General features: G+C 63.8%; 23 protein-coding genes. 8 read left to right on the top strand and 15 right to left on the bottom strand.

The window, feature by feature from the left end; genetic code table 11:
• Positions 1–158 precede the first annotated feature (158 nt).
• The gene (locus M1E17_RS06750; protein WP_457966326.1) at positions 159–716 is read right to left on the bottom strand and encodes a prepilin peptidase; all 558 of its coding nucleotides are present in this window, start codon (positions 714–716) and stop codon (positions 159–161) included.
• A gap of 59 nt (positions 717–775) precedes the next feature.
• Between M1E17_RS06750 and M1E17_RS06745 the strand changes: the two genes are divergently transcribed.
• Both M1E17_RS06745 and M1E17_RS06740 read left to right on the top strand, forming a co-directional pair.
• The gene (locus M1E17_RS06745; RefSeq protein ID WP_457966324.1) at positions 776–1,570 is read left to right on the top strand and encodes a hypothetical protein; all 795 of its coding nucleotides are present in this window, start codon (positions 776–778) and stop codon (positions 1,568–1,570) included.
• A gap of 48 nt (positions 1,571–1,618) precedes the next feature.
• Positions 1,619–2,266: a GNAT family N-acetyltransferase gene (locus M1E17_RS06740; protein WP_457966322.1), complete on the top strand. Its 648-nt coding sequence runs from the start codon at positions 1,619–1,621 to the stop codon at positions 2,264–2,266.
• A gap of 41 nt (positions 2,267–2,307) precedes the next feature.
• Here the strand turns inward: M1E17_RS06740 and M1E17_RS06735 are convergent, their stop codons facing one another.
• From M1E17_RS06735 to M1E17_RS06705, 7 genes are all read right to left on the bottom strand, one after another.
• Complete coding sequence (locus M1E17_RS06735) at positions 2,308–2,481, bottom strand: hypothetical protein (protein ID WP_457966320.1); 174 nt, start codon at positions 2,479–2,481, stop codon at positions 2,308–2,310.
• Positions 2,478–2,600, bottom strand: coding sequence for a hypothetical protein (locus tag M1E17_RS06730; protein WP_457966318.1), 123 nt, complete (start codon positions 2,598–2,600; stop codon positions 2,478–2,480). Before M1E17_RS06730 ends, M1E17_RS06735 begins: the two co-directional genes overlap by 4 nt.
• A gap of 345 nt (positions 2,601–2,945) precedes the next feature.
• Positions 2,946–3,071: a hypothetical protein gene (locus M1E17_RS06725; RefSeq protein WP_457966316.1), complete on the bottom strand. Its 126-nt coding sequence runs from the start codon at positions 3,069–3,071 to the stop codon at positions 2,946–2,948.
• Between the two features lie 133 nt (positions 3,072–3,204).
• A complete protein-coding gene (locus M1E17_RS06720; protein WP_457966315.1) occupies positions 3,205–3,900 on the bottom strand; it encodes an HAD-IA family hydrolase in 696 nt (231 codons plus the stop codon).
• A gap of 75 nt (positions 3,901–3,975) precedes the next feature.
• Complete coding sequence (locus M1E17_RS06715; protein WP_457967609.1) at positions 3,976–4,248, bottom strand: hypothetical protein; 273 nt, start codon at positions 4,246–4,248, stop codon at positions 3,976–3,978.
• A 233-nt stretch (positions 4,249–4,481) separates the two neighbouring features.
• On the bottom strand, positions 4,482–5,906 hold the full coding sequence (locus M1E17_RS06710; protein WP_457966313.1) for a PhoH family protein: 1,425 nt from the start codon (positions 5,904–5,906) through the stop codon (positions 4,482–4,484).
• 307 nt (positions 5,907–6,213) lie between these two features.
• Positions 6,214–6,975, bottom strand: a complete 762-nt coding sequence (locus M1E17_RS06705; protein WP_267279142.1) for an isoprenyl transferase — start codon at positions 6,973–6,975, stop codon at positions 6,214–6,216.
• A gap of 152 nt (positions 6,976–7,127) precedes the next feature.
• Between M1E17_RS06705 and trhA the strand changes: the two genes are divergently transcribed.
• The gene (trhA, locus tag M1E17_RS06700) at positions 7,128–7,850 is read left to right on the top strand and encodes a PAQR family membrane homeostasis protein TrhA (protein ID WP_457966311.1); all 723 of its coding nucleotides are present in this window, start codon (positions 7,128–7,130) and stop codon (positions 7,848–7,850) included.
• Positions 7,851–7,877: 27 nt separating this feature from the next.
• Here trhA and M1E17_RS06695 read toward each other — a convergent pair whose 3' ends face one another.
• The 3 genes from M1E17_RS06695 to mca form a co-directional block, all read right to left on the bottom strand.
• The gene (locus M1E17_RS06695; protein ID WP_457966309.1) at positions 7,878–10,211 is read right to left on the bottom strand and encodes a thioredoxin domain-containing protein; all 2,334 of its coding nucleotides are present in this window, start codon (positions 10,209–10,211) and stop codon (positions 7,878–7,880) included.
• Positions 10,189–10,566, bottom strand: a complete 378-nt coding sequence (locus M1E17_RS06690; protein WP_457966307.1) for a hypothetical protein — start codon at positions 10,564–10,566, stop codon at positions 10,189–10,191. The genes M1E17_RS06695 and M1E17_RS06690 overlap by 23 nt, the downstream gene beginning before the upstream one ends.
• A gap of 149 nt (positions 10,567–10,715) precedes the next feature.
• Positions 10,716–11,621, bottom strand: a complete 906-nt coding sequence (gene mca, locus M1E17_RS06685; RefSeq protein WP_457966306.1) for a mycothiol conjugate amidase Mca — start codon at positions 11,619–11,621, stop codon at positions 10,716–10,718.
• Positions 11,622–11,755: 134 nt separating this feature from the next.
• Between mca and M1E17_RS06680 the strand changes: the two genes are divergently transcribed.
• Positions 11,756–12,223 (top strand): DUF4307 domain-containing protein, encoded by a 468-nt coding sequence (locus M1E17_RS06680; protein WP_457966305.1) that lies wholly within the window; start codon positions 11,756–11,758, stop codon positions 12,221–12,223.
• Positions 12,224–12,365: 142 nt separating this feature from the next.
• Positions 12,366–12,860 (top strand): transcription elongation factor GreA, encoded by a 495-nt coding sequence (gene greA / locus M1E17_RS06675; RefSeq protein ID WP_267278241.1) that lies wholly within the window; start codon positions 12,366–12,368, stop codon positions 12,858–12,860.
• A 95-nt stretch (positions 12,861–12,955) separates the two neighbouring features.
• Here the strand turns inward: greA and M1E17_RS06670 are convergent, their stop codons facing one another.
• From M1E17_RS06670 to M1E17_RS06655, 4 genes are read right to left on the bottom strand one after another with little or no spacing between them, the layout of a single operon-like run.
• A complete protein-coding gene (locus M1E17_RS06670; protein WP_457966303.1) occupies positions 12,956–13,573 on the bottom strand; it encodes a rhomboid family intramembrane serine protease in 618 nt (205 codons plus the stop codon).
• 8 nt (positions 13,574–13,581) lie between these two features.
• Positions 13,582–14,820, bottom strand: a complete 1,239-nt coding sequence (gene ilvA, locus M1E17_RS06665) for a threonine ammonia-lyase (protein WP_457966302.1) — start codon at positions 14,818–14,820, stop codon at positions 13,582–13,584.
• A gap of 3 nt (positions 14,821–14,823) precedes the next feature.
• Positions 14,824–16,182 carry an AI-2E family transporter gene (locus M1E17_RS06660; RefSeq protein ID WP_457966301.1) on the bottom strand — a complete coding sequence of 453 codons (1,359 nt, stop codon included), beginning with the start codon at positions 16,180–16,182 and terminating at the stop codon, positions 14,824–14,826.
• Between the two features lie 40 nt (positions 16,183–16,222).
• The gene (locus M1E17_RS06655) at positions 16,223–17,182 is read right to left on the bottom strand and encodes an aldose 1-epimerase family protein (RefSeq protein WP_457966300.1); all 960 of its coding nucleotides are present in this window, start codon (positions 17,180–17,182) and stop codon (positions 16,223–16,225) included.
• Between the two features lie 131 nt (positions 17,183–17,313).
• Here M1E17_RS06655 and M1E17_RS06650 point away from each other — a divergent pair, with 131 nt between their 5' ends.
• Genes M1E17_RS06650 through galK form a run of 3 tightly spaced genes read left to right on the top strand, consistent with a single transcriptional unit; the run spans position 17,314 to position 20,587 of the window.
• Positions 17,314–18,198 (top strand): DeoR/GlpR family DNA-binding transcription regulator, encoded by an 885-nt coding sequence (locus M1E17_RS06650; RefSeq protein ID WP_457966299.1) that lies wholly within the window; start codon positions 17,314–17,316, stop codon positions 18,196–18,198.
• On the top strand, positions 18,195–19,400 hold the full coding sequence (gene galT / locus M1E17_RS06645) for a galactose-1-phosphate uridylyltransferase (protein ID WP_457966298.1): 1,206 nt from the start codon (positions 18,195–18,197) through the stop codon (positions 19,398–19,400). The genes M1E17_RS06650 and galT overlap by 4 nt, the downstream gene beginning before the upstream one ends.
• Complete coding sequence (gene galK, locus M1E17_RS06640) at positions 19,397–20,587, top strand: galactokinase (RefSeq protein ID WP_457966296.1); 1,191 nt, start codon at positions 19,397–19,399, stop codon at positions 20,585–20,587. The genes galT and galK overlap by 4 nt, the downstream gene beginning before the upstream one ends.
• Positions 20,588–20,708 lie beyond the last annotated feature (121 nt).

Here is a 20,708-nt window from a genome sequence, read left to right as displayed (position 1 = left end):
CGTCAGCCTCATGGTTTCCCCCAAAAACTGCCCGTCCAGGCTCTTGATCGTCCAAACAGGCTGTCCCGATCAGTCTCCTCCGGGGACTGCACCTACGGAAGGCAAGGCGTGTTGCTGTACGGCCTCAAATTTCGCGATGGGGCTTAAGGGCGCGACATTTACCCCGGCAACAGCATGGCAGCCGCGGTTCCGGCGAGCATAAACGGGCCGAAGGGAATGGAAGACTTCAGCGTGCCGCGGCGGGCGACGAGGAGGGCGAGGCTCCAGAGTCCGCCCAGGAGGAAAGCCGCGAAGGTTCCGGCAAAGACGTGCGCCCAGCCCAGATAGCCCAGGTACATGCCCAGGACCCCGGCGAGTTTGACATCGCCGAAGCCCATCCCCGGAGGATAGGCCAGGCGCAGGAGAAAGTAGAAAACCCAGAGGACCGCTCCGCCGGCCAGTACACGAAGGGCAGGAACGCCCAAGAAGCCTGCTGCACCTTCCGGGATGGCTTGGAACGCGGCAGGGCCCCCTGCAACATGCACTATGGCGGCAGCCAGCAGGAGGACACCGGCAACTGCATAGGACGGGAAAACTATCCTATTGGGAAGCAGATGGTGCCTCACATCGATAACAGTGAGCCGGGCTGCCATCACGGCGAAGTAGGCGCAGGCAGCCAGCACCAGCCAAAAGGCCAGCGGAGTCACAGCCCACAGTTCGTCCAGTCGTCGGATCACTCCTCGGATGCTACTGGATTTCGGCTCCGGGCCGCAGGGCCCACGCGTAAACTGTGGATATGGCGACGTGGGACACGAGGCATCGGCCCGATCCGGACAACAGCGCAGCGAGCGCAGACCTGATAACGACGTTCCGTAACCTTTGCCGGTCATCCCCCTGGAAGTGGCAGTCCCTGCGTTTTGAGTATTGGGACGAACCGTTCACTGACGCCCCTGAAGCCTCGGCACCGCTCGTCAGGGCGTGGCTGCGCCGGCCGGGCGCGCTCCGCCTCGAAACGGTGGACGGACGTGTCCTTCACAGCACCACCGGAATCAATGATTCCAAGGATGACTTCTATGTCAGTGCCACGCGGAAGTCTTGGCTTCTGCCTCCCCATCTGGTGGCGCCCGTTTACGACGACGCAGGTTTGGTCAGGCGGCGGCCCGAGGCCGCCTACGGCGAACCTGGCTTTGGCAATGGCCGCTTTTCGGCTGCCCTCGATCCTGTGGAGCTGGCCGGTAACGCTCCGGTCCCCCTGGAGTTCCCCGGCAACAACGCCGTGGACGTTGTGGATGTCCGCCGGATTGAGCAGGACGGCAGGCCCGCCCTTGAAGCAATTGTCACACCGACCGCGGCCTACCACCCTGCAGATCCTGCCGCTCCGCTGTGCATGCCGGGAACCAACACCGTGCGGGTAGATCTTGGGACAGGTGTCTGTGTGTCCAGCCGGTCCCTTGAACCGGCCACGCAGGGCTACGGCCACTGGCTGCGGATCATCGCCGTGGACGAGTACATGCTGGATGATCTGTTCCTGGCTGAGTCGATGAACCTCACCGACGTCCGCCGGCACATCAGCTGGGACGTTCCGGCCTGACGGGAGACGTGACAGGCCCAAGCCCAGACAGTGGGCTAGGCTTCCCTGATGACCGAGTTGACTTCCATCTGGCCCCTTTTCAACCTCACCCTGACGACGCCCCGGCTGGTCCTCAGGCCCTTGGCGGATCAGGACTTTCCCGCGGCGGTGGCGGCGGCAAAGAGTGGAATCCACGAGCCAGGGAAAAGCCCGTTCAGCACACCATGGGCGGAGGCCCCTGCCGAGGAGCTGGGACCCAACTTGGCCAGGTGGCACTGGCGCAGCCGCGCCGAGGCAACGCCGGAATCCTGGAGCCTGATCCTGGGCATCTGGCACGACGGCGGTCTGGTCGGCTGTCAGGACGTCGGCGCCAAGGATTTCGGCACCTTGAAAACCGTCTCGACGGGCTCCTGGCTCAAAAGGTCCGTCCAGGGCCGGGGGCTCGGCAAAGAGATGCGCGCCGCCGTCGTTCTTTATGCCTTTGACTGGCTGAAGGCGGAGGTCGCCGAATCAGAAGCTGCGGTTTGGAACGCGGCCTCACTCGGTGTTTCCCGCTCGCTGGGCTATGAGCTCAATGGCGTTACCAGGACCGCCTGGGGTGAGAGGGTGGAGGACGTCCAAAAGATCCGCGTTACCCCTGAAACCTTCAACCGCCCCGACTGGACCCTCAAAGTAGAAGGCCACGATCCCGTCGCAAAATTTCTCGGGGTTCAGTAAGCGGTGGCTTGGTTCGTCAGGCAGCGGCCCTTCGCCGTCGCTTAGACACAGCGCATGGGCCCTAGCTTGCGGGCGTCCGGACCCGCGCTGCCATGACCCGGGTAGGTGAAGACGCCAGCCGGCACCAGGCCGCGGTTGCGGGCGGCGAGGGCGACATCGCCTGCGGCCTCGGCAGGGGCTCCGGAACGACGGGCTCCGAAGTTGACCGAGATCACGACCTGCGGCAGCCCAGGTTCGCCACCATCGCGCCGGCGAGGGCATTGATCGCCGCGAGGTTATCGATAGCGAAGCCTTGCATGCGGTCGATGTTCTCCTGCATCACGTTGGCCAGCACGATCGGTGAGGGGGTATCGATGCGCTCGAGGAGAGCCTCGAGTGCTCGGTTGGATGCGGTTCACGCTGTACTCCTCATGATTCTGTATATGAATGATCAAGGATGGGATGCACTTCCTCGAATTGAATGTTCGGGACCCGCGTAAGCGGGTCCCGAACAACATCGATGTAGCGGTACGGGCGTGCCGTCCGTTCTCACCCAACACCTCGATCAGCAACTCACTGGCCGCGTTGGCCACCCGTGACTGCAGACCGAAGTCCGGCGCGCTGGCCACGAAGACCAGCAGCTGCACAATCCGGACCCGGTCCAGATCGCCCACCGCCTGCACAGCGGCAGCCAGGCAGTTCAGCACGCAAGGGCGAGCGAGTTCCCGGGCCGTCTCCAGGCCAGGTCCCGGCCAACAACGCCCTGGCCCAGCAGCTCACCGTCCTTGAACGGGAGCTGGCCCGAGATATGGATGCTGGAATCCACTGCCCGGTGCTCCACCGTAGTACGGGTTATCCGCGAGGGCGGGTAGCTCCAGGCCGAGGGCCTCGGCGGTCTGAAGCCGAGGCGCCCCTTACGGTTTGAGGTAGTGGCAGACTCATCGGTACCCAGGTCGTCCTTAAGAGGCAGCGGGACGTGGCAGGCCGAAGAGGACGGGGAGGTCGGCGATATCGGTGATCCGCTCATAGCCGAGCCAGTGCTCGTCGTGCTCGAAGCCGCGGTCGACATACACCTTGTTCTTGATGTCCATGATGGCCGCGGGTCGGTGGTCGTACATCGGGCTCGCGGAAACGTGCACGATCTCATCCGGTGTCACGCCAAGCTTGTCGAACATGTACTCAAATGCACCGAGCCGCGGCTTGTACATGCCCATCTGCTCGGCGCTGATGATGACCTCGAATGGGGCCTGGAGGTTCGCTGCGAGGCGCACAGCATGGGCGGTGTCGCTGTTCGTGATGATGACCAGCGGGACTTCCTCAGCCAGGCGGTTCAGCGCCTCGGTGACACCCGGGTACGGGCCAAAAGAGGGGACAATCTCGTAAACCGCCCGTGCGTCGTCAGCACGGAACTCCAGACCGAGCCGACGCGAGGCGCGTCCCATGGAGTCGGCGACAATCTGGTGGAACGGCTTGTACTCGCCCGTGCACTCGTCGATGCGGTACGCCTTGCAGGCCCGCAGATAATCATCGGCGATCTCGGCCGGCAGCCGGTCGCCCAGTACCTCACGGATCGCATCGTTGATAGCGAACTTAATCAGCGTTCCGTTCATGTCGAATGTAGCGAACTTCGGCTTGGTTTCGAATTCGAAAGCCATGATCATCCTCCTGTACTCAGACTCGTCGATTGTCGACGAAGCGGCTGGCGATACTCGACGATACTTCTTCTGTCGCTAGAAAGTCAATGAAAGTGTTCTACAGTAGGACATATAAGCTCGGTGGCGACTACAAGCCTCACCCGCAGATCCTTCAGGGTGCCTTTGACCAAGTATCTGAGTGCTGGGGCATGGGCCGACTGACTGCGCCGCGCAGCGTTCACTGAGGCTGTCGCCCAGGCAATTTCGTCTCCCGCCGAGTTTGAGAACGTTGGCGATGAGGTCCAGCAGGGCTGGTTCGTGGTTGGGTATTTTCTGCGAGAGCAGACGGTTTCCCGCGGTGTCGATCACTACGCAGTGATGATGGGCTTTGCCGGCGTCGATACCGGCCCATACGTGCGCATCGCCGACCAAAACGGAGCGAAGGTCGCCTGCGACCGTACTAAGGCGGCGGGAGGAAGCGACGTCCAGAGGGACCCCAGGCGAGCTTGAGCCTTGGGAAGGGGACCTCCGCGCTAAGCGACGGAGAAGGGCCGTGGCCCGCCGGAACGGAACCACGGCCCTTCGCGAACCGGAGCGTAGGCCTAGACTTCGGCGCCTTCGAGGAGTTCCGTCACCAGGGCGGCGATGGGTGAGCGTTCGGAGCGGGTCAGGGTGATGTGGCCAAAGAGCGGGTGGCCTTTGAGGGTTTCGACGACGGCGGCGATGCCGTCGTGCCGTCCGACCCGCAGGTTGTCACGCTGGGCGACGTCGTGGGTGAGGACGATCTTTGAGTTCTGGCCGATGCGGCTCATCACGGTGAGGAGGACGTTCTTCTCCAGTGACTGGGCCTCGTCCACGATCACAAAGGCGTCGTGCAGGGAACGTCCGCGGATGTGGGTCAGCGGCATGACTTCCAGCATGCCGCGGTCCATGACCTCCTCCACGACTTCCTGGCTGACCAGCGCGCCCAGCGTGTCAAAGACGGCCTGCGCCCAGGGGTTCATTTTTTCCGATTCGGAGCCCGGCAGGTAGCCAAGCTCCTGGCCGCCTACGGCGTAGAGGGGACGGAAGACAATTACCTTCCGGTGTTCCCGGCGTTCCAGTACGGCTTCAAGACCGGCACAGAGGGCCAGGGCTGATTTGCCTGTTCCGGCGCGGCCGCCCACGGAGACGATGCCCACCGCGGGGTCCATCAGCATGTCGATCGCAAGCCGCTGCTCGGCGGACCGGCCATGGAGCCCGAAGACGTCCCGGTCGCCCTTGACCAACCGGACCTGCTTGTCAGCACCAACGCGGCCCAAAGCCGATCCCCGGTTGGAGAGCAGTACCAGGCCCGTGTTTACCGGCAGCTCGGCTGCCGCGGGAATGAACACGGGCTCGTGTCCGTACAGGGTGGAAACCTCTTCCTCGCTGGCTTCCACCTCCGCCACCCCCGTCCAGCCGGAGTCCTTCACCAGTTCGTTGCGGTACTCGTCAGCCGTGAGCCCCATGGCGGAAGCCTTGACCCGCATCGGCAGGTCCTTGGAGACCACGGTGACGTTGCGTCCTTCGTTGGCCATGTTCTTGGCCACGGCGAGAATCCTGCTGTCGTTGTCCCCGCTGCGGAAGCCCAGCGGAAGCACCTCGGCGGAAATGTGGTTCATCTCCACCACCAGCGTGCCGCCGTCGTCGCCAATGGGAATGGGCTGGTTCAGGCCGCCGTGTTTGACCCTGAGGTCATCTAGCAGCCGGAGCGCCTTGCGGGCAAAGTACCCGAGCTCGGGATCATGCCGTTTCGCCTCCAACTCGCTGATCACCACGATCGGAACAATAACGTCATGCTCGGCGAAACGCAGCAGGGCCCGGGGGTCCGAGAGCAGGACAGAGGTGTCAATGACGAAGCTGTTTATGGTGGCTTCCCTTCCGGAGACAGCAAAACCGGCCGCAGCAGTTGCCGCACCGGTCTTTGAGGTAGCTCGCATGGCGCGAGAGGTAGCTTTCTCTCCCTGGTCGGATACGACCTCGGGAAGTTGCTCAGAAGTAGCCACATCGACTCCAGCCCCGGGCGCACCCGGCTTTGTTATTGGTGAGGCGGCTCGGCCTGAAGGCCGGGCTCGGCCTCCCATACAACCGGTGCGAAAAGTCGCTCCATGTATTGGCCTCCCCGATCAGCCGGCGGTTTTGCCTGCTGATGGTTACAACGTAAGACCAGCTCGAGGAATTTCCGAATTCATCCGTCGGCGATTCCTGTTGCCGGCATGTGAATTGCGGATGAACGACGGCGGCAGTCGCCTCATATGGGAGGCTCCAGATCTCCAGCGGCCAGATTCGCCAGGACTGCGTAATGCGAAAGCCTCAGGCTCCGAAGCGGCGCTGCCTGCCTGCATAGTCGCGGAGCGCGCGAAGGAAATCCACCTTGCGGAACGCGGGCCAGAGGGCCTCGCAGAAATAGAACTCGCTGTACGCGCTTTGCCACATCAGGAAGCCGGAGAGCCGCTGCTCCCCCGAGGTCCTGATGACGAGGTCCGGATCCGGCTGGCCCCTGGTGTAGAGAAAGCGGGAGATGTCATCGACGCACAGATTGTCCGCCAGGGTGGTGATGTCGGTCCCTTTGGCCACGGCGTCATGCAGCAGTTCCCGGACCGCATCGACGATTTCGCGGCGGCCGCCGTACCCCACTGCCACGTTGACGTGGATTTTTTCCCGCACCGGCGTGCGGGCTGTGAGTTTGTTGAGCCGCTCGGCCAGGTAGTCGGGGAGCAACTCGGGGGCGCCCATGGCATGGACGGAGATGTTCACGTCCTCGTCGAGCCGGTCCAGGGTGTTGGCGATGATCCCCATCAGGAGGTCAAGTTCTTCGCTGGACCTGTTCATGTTGTCCGTGGACAGCATGTAAAGCGTCACCACCTTGACGCCCAGCTCCTGGCACCAGCCCAGGAACTCATGGATCTTGTCCGCTCCCGCCTGGTGGCCCTGGCTGGTGGGTGCATTGAACTGCCTGGCCCAGCGCCTGTTCCCGTCCACCATCACGCCGATGTGTTCAGGGATGCGGCCTCCGGAGAGGTCCCGGAGCAGCCTGCGCTCGTAGACGCCGTAAAGGAACCCTGGCAATTCCACCCGGAGACTCACCTGACTTCCTTGCTGTACGACGGCATTGCACATCCTAGGCTACCGTCCACAGCAGGCCGGACCGCCTCCGTGAACACCGACCGGGATCGCCAGTTTGTTACCGACCGGTAACTTACTGGCGCGTAGGTTATTCTGGAAGCATGACCAGCGAGACTCCACCAGGCCCCCGCAACCCGGAACTGGAGCCAGGACAGAGCGCTGTGGATGATGCCGCGGTCCACCTTGCCGAACTCCTGATGATCAAGCCCAGATGGCGCGGCTGGATCCACACTGTTACCGCGCCGCTGGCGTTAATCGCAGGAGTTGTCCTGGTGGCGCTGGCCCCTACAGCAGACCGGAAAATCACGTCAGCGATCTACGCTGCCACGGGCGTCCTGCTCTTCGGGATCAGCGCGGTGTATCACCGGGGCAACTGGACTCCCGGTGTGAAGATGGTGCTGAAGCGGCTGGACCACACCAACATCATGCTGGTCATCGCCGGAAGCTACACACCACTGGCCTGGTCCTTGCTGGAACGGCCCAAAGCCATCCTGTTGCTCTGGGTCATTTGGTCAGGAGCCATCCTGGGAGTCCTGTTCCGGCTCCTGTGGACGAACGCGCCCCGGTGGCTGTACGTACCGATCTACATCGCCCTGGGCTGCGGGTCCCTCTTCTACCTTCCGGAGTTCTTTGCTGCCAGTGTCCCGGCTGCCGTCCTGATCTGCGCGGGCGGGGTCCTTTACATCGCCGGCGCCATCTTCTACGCCCTCAAGAAGCCCAACTTCAGCTACCGGCACTTCGGTTTCCACGAACTCTTCCACGCCCTCACGGTCCTTGCCTTCGGAGCGCACTTCACCGCTATCGCCATCGCGGTGCTTAGCTGACTCGCTGGCTTTTACAGCGCCCCGGTGTTACAGCGCCCCGCCCGGGCCTGGAACCGTCATCACCGCCAGGCGTCGCCGAAGCTCTGCCACACTGCGAACAGGCAGCTCACACACCATGTTCCGGCACAGGTAGACCAGAGGTGTGCCATCTGGCCCACCGGCCCTGCCACTGAGCAGGGGCACTGGCACGTCACCTGAAGGCGTACCGGACGGCATCGCAGGCCCACCGCCGTCGTCCCCCACCGCGATCACCAGCCCGGGACTTGGAGAGTTCAGCAGTTCCCGGTGCAGGGCAGTCCTTTCGGGACTGTCAGGCCCGACGACGGCGGCCTCCACCGGTCCCGCCAGCGCCGCCTGGGCGGTGGCCAGCAGCCAGCCGACGGCGGCCGGCGCCCGGACCGCAAGGGGCGGCAGAAGGGACAGAATGTGACCGGCCATGGCCCGGTGTTCGGCAGATCCCGAGAGGGCAGCGTAGCTGAGCAGGACTCCGGCGAAGGCTGATGCGCCGCTCGGGGTAGCCCCGTCATAGGGCTCGAGACCCGACTGGCCTCCCTGTGCCGAATGGACTTGCGCCGCCCCCTCGGAGGTATCCACCAGCCGGCCGGAGACCACAAAACGGCTGCAGGCAGCCTGAACCAATTGTTCGGCGAACCGGTACCAGTGGGGCTGGCCGCTGACGGCGTACAGCGCGAACATACCCTCGGCACAGAAGGCATAGTCCTCAAGGAGTCCGCCGATCCCGCGGGCTGTCCCGGCATGCGAAACCCGCATCAGCAGCGGTGGAACGTGCGCAGGATCTTGCTGGCCGCTTGTTGGTGCGGGCGGGCTGGGCTGCCAGTGGACACGCTCCAGGTACGCGGCAATGGATTCGGCCGCGGCCACAAAGTCCGTTCGGTCAAGCACCGCTCCTGCTTCCGCCAAGGCGGCAACAGCCAACCCGTTCCAGCCGGCCACAACTTTTTCATCGCGCGCCGGCTGGGGGCGGAGCCGGCGGGCGGCCAGCAGCGCAGGCCGGGCCTGGTCCCACAGCTTCGCCTCATCCGCGTGCAACGCCCGGGCAGGGTGGAGGGGCGAGCCGAACTCCGAGACAGTTCCTTCCGGTCCCACGTTCATCAGCCGCGCCACAGCCGCCCCCGCATCCTGTCCGAGCACGTCCTGGAGCGCTGTGATGGTCCAGAGATAGGTTGCCCCCTCATGGTGTTCGCCGTCCACCACTGAATCGGCGTCAAGCGAAGACGCCAGCGCCGCGACACGCGTTTCCGGCGCTCCTGCTCCTTCCGCCGAGCCGGCGTCCGGCAGGCCCAGGGAGTCCAGCATCCACTCTGCGGTGCGGGCGGCCACTTCTGCTGCCTCGCCGGCAGGAAAATCCTCGTTTCCGCCGAGCCGGATCCAGTGCACGTAGACGCGCAGCAGCTGGGCATTGTCGTAAAGCATCTTCTCAAAGTGCGGGACGGACCAGTCCCTGGTCACCGAGTACCTGGCAAACCCTCCGTCCAGCTGATCGAACAGCGCCGAACGCGCCATGGCGGCCAGTGTCCTGCCGGCCATGCTCCGGGCGGTGTCAGCGGTATCGGATGGGGCGGGATCGGAGTGGGCGGTATCGGATGGGGCCGGATCAAGTGGGACGGCCGCATGCCGGATGAGGAACTCCAGCACGGCCGACGGCGGGAATTTGGGCGCTGCGCCGAATCCGCCGTCTTGCGGGTCTTCAGTCCGTGCCAGCGACTCCACGGCGCCTGGCAGGAGCAGGGAATCAAGAAGCGGCGGGGAGCCTTCCAATCTCACCGCTGCAGTCAGCTGCGCCTCACCCATGCTTTGAGCCAGTATTTGCGCGTTCTGCTCGACGGCGTCGCGCCGTTCCTGCCATGCCTCCCAAACAGCTTCCAGGACCTGGCGGAAGGAGGGGTGGCCAGGCATGGGACGGGGCGGGAAGTATGTACCTGCGTGGAAGGCCCGGCCATCCGGGGTGAGGAAGACGGACATGGGCCAGCCGCCTTGCCCACTGATGGCCTGGGTGGCGGCCATGTAGACCGAGTCCACGTCCGGACGCTCTTCCCGGTCCACCTTGACCGCCACGAAGTGCTCATTCAGGTAGTCAGCAGTCTCCGGGTCCTCGAAGGATTCGTGGGCCATAACGTGGCACCAGTGGCACGCTGCGTAGCCAATCGAAAGGAAGACGGGGACATCACGGGCAGCAGCCTCGGCGAAGGCCTCATCGCCAAACGGACGCCAGTGCACGGGGTTCCCAGCATGCTGGCGCAGATAGGCGGACGGCTCCCGCTCCAGCAGGTTCAGCCTGACGCGACCGCCTGGGGATTCGCCGGACCCGCGTCCGGCGTCAGCGTTGTGAGCGTCCCGCATCGCCGTTCGGCTCCGGAAGGACTGTCTCCGAGTGGGCAGGTTCGGAAGTGTCAGGTTCGGAAGTGTCAGGAATGTAGGTGTCAGGCGTGCGGCCGTAGGAGCCGGTGTCCTCTGCCTCGACGTCGGCCGCGGCAGCCGCCGCCAGGCGCTCCTCCTCCACCTGTGCCCGGTACCGGACACGGCGGATACGCCGCACCATATCAACGATCAGCAACGTCGTAGCCAGCACAAAAAAGGCGGTCATGATGAAGCCCCACAGCCCCGGAGTGATCTGGTCCTCGGAGATGCCCTCACGCAGTGTGGGCGTGGGCAGGGGCGTCGGAGTGGTGGCCAGGGCGACGAGCAAGTGTTGCACGGTTCAAACCTTCTGTGGAAACGATGGCAGCAGGGGCGTGGATTCCGGGTTCGTTGGCGGCACCGGTCCAATCTTCCACGTGTTTTCTACTCTTGCGTATTTTCTACCCTTAAGTATTTTCTACATTGCATAGAAATTGCCTGCTGTCTCTATCTTAGCCCCGCAAAGAGGTCCTTTTCCGGCAAATGGGCCGGAACCCGTGACTGGATCAGGGAGTAGTCCTCCCATGGCCAGGCGCGGCGCTGCATCTCAGCCGAGACAGCGAAGAAGAAGCCCAGCGGATCCACCTGCGTGCGGTGTGCGCGGAGGGCGTCGTCGCGGGCTTCGAAGTAGCCACCGCAGTCAATCTGGGTTGTGGTGGGGTGCGGGGCGGGCGGCGGCGTGTGGCCTTCCGCATCAGTTTCCAGCCAGGCCGCCAGCCGCTCCGCATACGGAGACTGCAGCCCTGCCTCTTCCAGGGCAAAATGCAGGGCCCGGAACCGCTCAGGGCTGAAGGCGCGGTCGTAGTAAAGCTTGCTGGGTTCCCACGGCTCGCCGATTCCCTGGTAGCGGTTGGGGTCGCCGGCCGCTTCGAACGCTTCCACAGCCACCTTGTGCGCCATGATGTGGTCAGGGTGGGGATAGCCGCCATTTTCGTCATAGCTGATCATGACGTGCGGCCTGAACCGCCTGACAAGCCGTATCAGGGGTGCGGCGGCGCGTTGAAGGGGCTGGGTGGCGAAAGATCCCGCCGGCAGGGGCGGGAGGGGATCGCCCTCGGGAAGTCCGGAGTCCACAAAACCAAGCCATTGCTGCCGAATACCCAGGACCTTGGCGGCTTTGTCCATCTCAAGCCGCCTGGCGCCTGCCATGTCCCGCTTGGGATGCGGCTCCCCGTCCACTGCCGGGTTTTGGATATCCCCCCTCGAGCCGTCGGTACAGGTTGCCACCATGACTTCCACGCCGGCGGCGGCGTACATGGCCATGGTGGCCGCGCCCTTGCTTGACTCGTCGTCGGGGTGGGCATGGACTGCGAGCAGCCGGAGCGGGGCCGAGGTGGTGCTGGACGCTGTCATCGGGGACGGCTCCTTTTCCTTCTAAAGCTGCTGCTCCGGCCGCTCGGGCCGGAGATATGTGGACTGGGTGTGTAAGAGGCGGCGGGAAACCACGGCCGGAGAACCAACACCCGGATCCGCACTAAACTGAACTGGTGACTTCCCAGGATCAGCCAGCCCTCCCCCCGCCGGCAGACACTAGCCTAACCAATCGTTATGGCAGCCAAAAGCCGCCTCTGTCCACCGGGGCCAAGCGTGCCATCGGAATCACAGCACTGGCCGCGGGAATAGGTTTTATGGCGTGGGTTTCGACGTCCTCCGCCACGTCGGGAGTGACCTTCAAGGACATTGGCTTCAGCGTTGCCGATGCCACCCAGGCAGAAGTGGATTTCCAGGTGACCCGGGAACCTGGCACAGCCGTCAAATGTGCGGTCAAGGCCCTGGACTCCAAGTTCGCGGTGGTCGGCTGGAAAGTGGTTGACATCCCGCCTGGCCAGCCGGACGGGACAGCGGACAACGGGCGGACTATTTCCCAGCGGGTGGTCCTGAAAACGGAATCCCTTTCTGTCTCCGGCGTGGTGGACAGCTGCTGGGTTCCGGAGTCCGGCAGTCCGGAAATGTGATCTGCGCCGCTTCGGTGTTGGGTTTATTCCACAGGATTGATTACAATGGAGCAATACCTTTACCCCGCTGAGCTGGTTACTGAGTTCCACAAGTGGCCACCGTGGCGGGGTCTTTTGCTGTATGACCCAAGAGGAGAAGTCCGTGTCTACCACCAACAGCGCGCCTGCAGCCTGGCTTACCCAGGAAGCTTTTGACCGCCTGAAGGCAGAGCTGGACCACCTTTCCGGCGCAGGCCGGGCGGAGATTGTCCAGAAGATTGAAGCAGCCCGCCAAGAGGGCGACCTCAAGGAAAACGGCGGATACCACGCTGCCAAGGAGGAGCAGGGCAAGATTGAAGCCCGTATCCGCCAGCTGACAGCACTCCTGCGCGATGCCCATGTGGGGGCAGCCCCCGCCGACGACGGGATCGTGGAACCGGGAATGATTGTTGTGGCAAAAATCGCCGGGGACGAAGAGACGTTCCTGCTCGGATCCCGTGAAATCGCCGGTGATTCAGACCTCGACGTGTTCAGCGAAAAATCGCCACTCGGTGCCGCCATTGTGGGCCACAAAGAGGGCGAGAAACTGAGCTACACGGCACCGAACGGTAAGGACATCACGGTGGAGATCCTCTCTGCCAAGCCCTACGCCGCCTAGCTCTTCCGCCGCAACGAAAACACCGGCCACCCTCAAGGGTGGCCGGTGTTTTCGTTGCCGCGCGCCTACCGAAGTCCTGCAGCACCGAGGTGCGGCTATCGCTGAAGCGTCCCGGAACCGCGGGGACGCAGCAGCATGGCGGCGATAACGCCGCCGGCCGCGCCACCCAGGTGTGCCTGCCAGGAAATGTACCCGGCCACGATGGGAAGCGCGCCCAGCAGGATGCTGCCGTAGGCCATAAACAGCACGATCGAAAGCAGGATCTGCCCCCAGCTGCGGTTGAAGAAACCGCGCACCAGAAGAAAGGCGAACAGCCCGAACACAAGGCCGGAGGATCCCACCGTAATGCCACCGTCACCGATCAGCCACACCGTTATGCCGGACCCCAGCCAGCTGAATGCCAGCGCTGTCAGGAACACACGCAGTCCGGACAGGAACACCAGGAAGCCGAAAATGATCAGCGGCAGCGTATTGGAAAGCAGGTGGTTCAAGCTGGCATGGAGCAATGGAAAAGTGAAAATATCCAGCAGGCCGTCCAGGCTCCGCGGCCGAAGCCCGAAGGTCCTGTTCAGCGCATGTAAAGTGAGCATGTTGATCACTTCAATCACCATCAGGATCAGGGCGAAGCTGCCCACCACCAGCAGACCGCCTTTGGCCCGGGAGGCAGTGGTCTCACGGTTCCTGGGAACTCCGTCTCCAGCAGCGCCGAACATTGCCCCTCCTAGTGCACCACTATGGGCTGAAAGCCCTCTGCGCGGAGGGCACTGAGCACCTGTTCGCAGTGCTCGTGGCCCTTGGTTTCGAGGTTCACGGTGATGGAAACGTCTCCCATGCTGATGGAGCCCCCCACCCGGGTGTGGTCCAGGCCAGTAACGTTGGCATCGTTCTCCGCGATGATGCGTGCGATCGTGGCCAGCGAGCCCGGCCGGTCATCGAGCATCATCCGCACTGTCATGTAACGTCCCGCAGCTGAGAGGCCCCGCTGGATGACTTTGAGCATCAGCATGGGATCAATGTTCCCGCCGGAAAGAATGACAGCCGTTGTGCCGGGATTTTCGATTTTGCCGTCCAACAGGGCAGCAACTCCCACGGCACCAGCCGGTTCAACCACCAGTTTGGCCCGTTCCAGCAGGAAAATCAGCGCCCGCGCGAGGGAATCCTCGCTGACTGTCACCACATCGTCCACCAGTTCCCGGATGATGCTGAATGGCAACTGCCCGGGACGTCCGACGGCGATACCGTCCGCCATGGTTGACACCCGCTTCAGCGGAACCAGGGCATCTGCAGCAAGAGACGGCGGATACGCGGCGGCATTCTCTGCCTGGACACCGATGATACGGATTTCCCGGCCCAGTTCTTTGGCCCGCGCCTTGACGGCGACAGCGACTCCGGCGAGGAGCCCGCCGCCGCCGACGCCCATCAGAATGGTGTCCACGTCCGGGATCTGTTCCAGGATCTCCAGTCCGACTGTGCCTTGGCCTGATACCACGTCCACGTTGTCGAAGGGGTGGACAAAGACTGTTCCGGACTCGTTGGCGTAGCGCTGTGCCTCGGCGAGCGCCTCATCAACGTTGTGCCCGTGCAGGATCACCTCGGCGCCATGGCTGCGGGTGGCCGCCAGCTTGGGGAGCGCCACACCCATCGGCATGTAGATACGCGCCTTGATGCCAAGGCTTTTGGCAGCAACGGCCACGCCCTGGGCATGGTTTCCTGCGGACGCAGCAACCACTCCGCGCTTCTTTTCCTCCGCTGAGAGCCGGGCCATGCGCACGTAGGCTCCACGGACCTTGAACGAGCCCGCCCGTTGCAGGTTTTCGCATTTGAAATAGACGTCTCCGCCCACCATGCCGCCCAGGGCCCGGGACGATTCCACCGGTGTCCGCGTAATAATCCCCTCGAGCAGCTTCTGCGCCTCCAGGACATCGTCCAGCGTGACGGGAAGGGTATCAAGGATGTTCACGGACTATTCTCCTTTGGCTGCTTCGGCTCCGGTGCCAGGGCCTGTTGGTACGGCCGGGGCAGGCGGATTGGGTGTTTCTGTGCTGGCAGCGGCGTCCTTGCCGCGCCTGGACCTGACGCGTGGCAGGGTGATGTCCTTGAAGGTGTCGTCATGCCCCGCGCCAACTGTCATCACCCCTCCGGGTGTTGCCAGCACTTGTTCATGTTCCCACGTTCTGCCGGCTATGTAGCGAATCGCCGAGTTTGCGACAGCAAGAATGGGCACCGAGAAAAGGGCACCAGGGATTCCGGCCAGGTAGGACCCTGCTGCCACGGACAGGATGACAGCCACCGGATGCAGGGCCACGGCCTTCCCCATCACCAGGGGCTGAAGGATGTGGCTCTCCAGTTGCTGTACCAGCAGGACGATCGCAAGCATGATGAGGGCGTTGACCGGCCCGTTGGCCACCAAGGCCAGCAGCACGGCGATGGCACCCGTTACCAGGGCACCCACTACGGGGATGAATGATCCGATAAACACCAGCACACTCAGGGGCAGCGCAAGGGGCACCCCGATGATGGCAGCGCCCACGCCGATGCCCACAGCGTCCACGAAGGCAACGAACATCTGGATCCGCGCGTAGTTGACCATGGAAGTCCATCCGCGGCGCCCGGCACCGAACGTCGCGGCTCGCGCTTTCTTCGGGAGCAGCCGGACCAGGAAGGCCCAGATCCTGTCACCTTCGAGCAGGAAGAAGATCAGGATGAAAAGCGCCAGAACAAGGCCCGCGGCGAAATGCCCGGCGGTGCTTCCAAAGGACAACGCGCCGCTGATGATGCTCCTGCTGTTGTCCTGGAGTGCGTCAGTGGCTTCCCTGAGGTATTGGTCGATCTGGTCCGCCGTCAGGTGCAGCGGGCCCTCGGCCAGCCAGTCCTGTATTTGCCTGACGCCCGCCAGCGCTTCGGACCAGAGCTCGCCGAATCCCGAGATGAGCTGCCTGCCCACCAGGCCAAGGGATCCAACGATAAGGCCAAGGAACGCCAGGACCGTGACTGCCACGGCAGCGCCGTTGGGCAGTTGGCGCCTCCGCAGCCACCCCACCACCGGGCTCAGCAGCCCCGCCAGCAGCGCAGCCACCATGACCGGGATGATCAGGAAACTGATCCGGCTGAGCAGCCAGATCAGGGCTCCGCCCACCAAAAGAATCAGTCCAAGCCTCCACGCCCAGGCTGCCGCAATACGGACCCCGTAGGGGATGTCCCGGTCAAGTTCCCGGTCTGCCAGGACCCGCACTGGCGGGGCCTGTTCTGTCCTGAGCGCACTCCTGCCCTGCGGAGCGACGGCGGACGTGCTGGTTGGAGTGGCGTCCTCGGCTGGCGTCATAGACCTAATACTTCCCCAGCCTGGGCCTTATGGGAAACCGCTACCCCGCATCGCCCAGCGTGGCATCGATGCCCCAGGAGATGGTGAAGCTGTCCCCCGGCGGCAGCCACCTGAGTCCGTCACCGGAGTTGAAGGCGTTGGCCGGTCCGGTCATGGGCTCAATGGCCACCGCTCGCGTCCGGCCCGGATATTGGTCCGTGACAAAAACATGGACATATGTGCACGCTTCGTCCTGCCACAGCGAGACGCTGCGTCCGTCCGGCGAGCTGAGCGTGTGGCGGGACACGCCGCCGTCGAACGCCAGGTCCGTCAGGGCGACGTCGATATCCAACGCCCCCACGGAACGGCCCTGGCGCAGGTCCGTGTCTCCGCTGACTGGCTCCGAGGAGCGCGGGATCAGCCGCTCGTCCGCTACCAGCTGGGTACTGGCCCCAACCGTCAACAGCAGGTTACCGGGGTCGGTGTCTCCCAGTCGCAGATAGGGATGCGCCCCAAGGACAAAGGGAGCGGGCGCTTTGGAGCTGTTGATGAGCGTTTGCCTGACCACCAGGCCCAGGTCCTCCGCAAGAGCGTACTGAACCTGGTGGCGCAGCAGGAAGGGATATCCATGCTGGGGGAAAATCGTCGCCTCCAGCGTCACCGAGAACTGCGACTCATCAACCAGCGCATAGGAGGCGTTGCGCAGCAGCCCGTGGCTGGCGTTGTTCCGCTTTACCTCGGTAATGTCCAGCTGCTGTTTTTCCCCGTCGAGATACCAAACCCCGCCCTCCACCCTGTTAGCCCACGGGGCAAGGGTGATACCCGCAGCCCCTGGCGGGATATCGGCATTTCCGTACGTCTCGGTGAGCAGCACCCCTGCGCGGCTATAGAGGCGCAGGCCGGCGGCGAGCTCGGTGACAGTGGCAACGGCGCTTCCCCGCCGGAGCTCGTACTGCCGCCCCGTGGCATAGGACCGGTATCCGTCAGAAGAACCGGCGTCCTCGATTGAACTGGGAATCATGGGCACCACGGTACAGGCGCTGTGACGGTCCAGCCAACGAGAGGTGGTTTGTTATGTTTTGTTAGAATCTATTCTTTTCTGAGCTATATGTGCCACAATTGAGGAACAGCAAAAATATCTCAGGAGGGTCCATGCTGGCAGCACAACGGCAGCACCTCATTCTCCAGGAGCTTGAGGCGGCCGGCACCGTTCGGGTGGGCGCCCTGGCGGAACTCCTGGACGTTTCCGAAATGACCGTCCGCCGGGACATTGATGCCCTGGATGCCGGCGGACTCCTGCTTCGGGTCCATGGAGGTGCCGCACGCACGGATAGTTTCAGTGCCCTGGAACCAGCCTTTGCCAGCAAGTCGACCCGGGAACTGGCCGCCAAGGCAGCCATTGCAGCGGAGGCAGTTCGCCTCATCGAACCCGGTATGACGTTGTTGATTTCTGGCGGCACCACTACTTTCGAACTGGCCAGGATCCTGCCGGGGAACATGGGACTGACTGTCGCCACCAATTCCCTGATGGTGGCCAGCTCGCTGGCTTCAGGCGCGGAAGAGGACGGAAGCGATATCCGGACCCTGATCCTGGGCGGTGAACGCACCCCCTCGGAAGCCCTGGTTGGCCCCCTGGCTGCCCAGGCTGTCCGGACGCTGGAAGCAGACCTGTGTTTTATGGGAGTACACGGCATGGACCCCCAGGCCGGCATTACGTCCCCCAATCTGCTCGAGGCAGAGCTCAACGCAGCCATGATCTCAGCTTCGAGGAAGCTCATCGTGTTGGCCGATGCCACCAAATATGGGCTGGTTGGCCTTGCCGGCGTTTCCCCTTTGTCCGCCATCCACACCCTCATTACCGACGTCCGCATCAGTGAGGCGGCCGGGGACGCCCTCGCCGCCCTCCACCAAGCAGTGGCGGACATCCGGATCGCTGGGCTCGAGCCAGGCCCGGACAGGCAAGGAGACGACGCACTCATTCCACCCCTTGGGGCCGAACACCTTTCCCCAACCGCATCCAAAGGACAAAAGCCATGACAGGTATTACCAGCACCACGCTTGCCGACGGCCGGGAGCTGATCTATTTCGACGACGCGGCTACCCCCCAATACCGCACGGCTGAAACCACCACCGATCACCGTGACCTGCCCGCACGCGGCGAGCCCGGCGAGGTCCGATTTGATGCGCTGACAGGAGAATGGGTTGCGGTGGCTGCCCACCGGCAGACGCGGACCCACCTGCCTCCGGCAGACCAGTGCCCCATCTGCCCCACCACTCAGAACAACCCCTCGGAGATTCCTGCGCCGGACTACGACGTTGTGGTGTTTGAGAACAGATTCCCATCCCTCGGGCCCGCGCTGGGCCCGGTGCCGGCCGACCCGGCATGGGGAACCACAGGGCCCGCCTATGGGCGGTGTGAGGTTGTGTCCTTCACCCCCGAGCACACAGGATCCTTCAGCGGCCTGACGGAGGCCCGGGCCCGGACGGTAGTGGAGGCCTGGGCCCACCGCACGGAAGCCTTGAGCGCACTGTCCGGCATTAAGCAGGTTTTTCCGTTCGAGAACCGTGGAGCTGACATTGGGGTGACCCTCCACCACCCCCATGGACAGATCTACGCGTACCCCTACGTCACCCCGCGCGCGGGGGTCCTGGGCGCGGCCGCACGTAAATTCTATGATCAGGCGGATGGGCAAAAGACGCTCACCGGCTCTCTGTTGGGCGCCGAACGGGAGGACGGAAGACGGATGGTGATGGAAAGCGAGAACTTCAGCGCCTACGTGCCGTTCGCCGCGCGCTGGCCACTGGAAATCCACCTCGTCCCCCACCGCCAGGTCCCGGACCTCGCCGCCCTCAGCGGCGAGGAAAAGGACGAACTGGCCCACGTCTACCTGGACTTGCTCAAGCGACTCGACGCTCTCTATCCCACACCCACGCCATACATTTCGGCGTGGCACCAGGCCCCTCTTGACGATGTCCTGCGGCCGGCAAGCTATCTGCACCTGCAACTGACCTCGCCGCGCCGGGCTGCGGACAAACTCAAGTTCCTTGCCGGCTCCGAGGCGGCCATGGGCGCCTTCATCAACGACACCACCCCGGAAAGTGTGGCGGAGCGGCTCCGCGCCGTTAAGGTGCCCGCTTCCACACCCTTCCCTGCCGAAGCCACCCCTAGCAACCCCTCCCCTACAATCCCCTCCCCTGCCCCCAGCCTGGCAGCCGCAACCAAAGGAGCCTCCGCGTGAGCACCGCCCCAGACCCGCTGACCACCCCAGCGGCTCCGCCCAGCACGGCCGAACTCACCCGCCGGTTTGAACGTGAATTCGGCAGGCTTCCCGACGGCGTCTGGCAGGCACCGGGGCGGGTGAACCTGATCGGCGAGCACACCGACTACAACGAGGGCTTTGTGCTCCCGTTCGCCATCGACAAGACGGCCCGTGTTGCCGTTGGTATCCGTGCCGATTCCACTGTTCGGCTGCTCTCCACCTACGGTGACCAGGGCATGTTCACCACTGACGTGCAAGCCCTGGACTCCTCGGCGGCCAAGGGCTGGACCAAGTATCCGCTCGGGGTGATGTGGGCGCTGCAACAGCGTGGAATAGCGGTACCCGGCTTGGACCTGCTCCTTGATTCGAATGTTCCGCTGGGCGCCGGATTGTCCTCTTCGCATGCGATCGAGTGCGCCGTCGTGTCCGCCCTGAATGAACTGACAGGATCCGGCCTGGCCGCGGAAGAGATGGTTCTGGCCACCCAGCAGGCGGAAAACGACTTTGTGGGCGCCCCCACCGGCATCATGGACCAGTCAGCCTCGCTGCGCGGATCAAAGGACCACGCAGTTTTCCTCGACTGCCGGGACCAGAGCGTGCGCCTGGTGCCGTTTGAGACGGAGCCCGCAGGACTTGTGATGCTGGTGATCGACACGAAGGTGTCCCATTCCCACGCCGACGGCGGCTACGCATCCCGCCGTGCTTCCTGTGAACTTGGCGCGGAGGTCCTCGGCGTCAAGGCCCTCCGCGATGTACAGGTGGCCGACCTCGAAGAAGCCAGCGGCCTCCTGGACGAGCTGACCTTCCGCCGCGTCCGCCACGTGGTCACCGAAAACGACCGGGTACTCCAGACTGTGGACCTGCTGGCCAGTGAAGGCCCAGCCTCCATCGGTGCGCTGCTGGATGCCAGCCACGTATCCATGCGGGACGACTTCGAGATCTCCTGCCCGGAACTGGACCTCGCCGTTGACACCTCCCGTACGCATGGCGCCATCGGCGCCCGGATGACCGGCGGCGGCTTCGGCGGGGCGGCCATCGCCCTCACGCCGGTGGGCTCTGAGCAGCAGGTGCGCAACGCCGTCGAACGGGCTTTCTCCGATGCCGGTTTCACAGCCCCGGATATCTTCACCGTGACGCCGGCCGCGGGGGCCATGCGCATTTCTTAGAGGACAGGAACCCTAGCCAGGGCACAGCTCCTTAGGAACCCCGGACACGCAGGAGAGGCCCCATCAAATGATGGGGCCTCTCCTGTTGAATTAAGACTCCTGTTGAACTACAGCTCCTGTT

This window comes from Arthrobacter sp. D1-29 (assembly GCF_054130585.1).
This window is presented reverse-complemented; position numbering and strand designations above follow the sequence as displayed.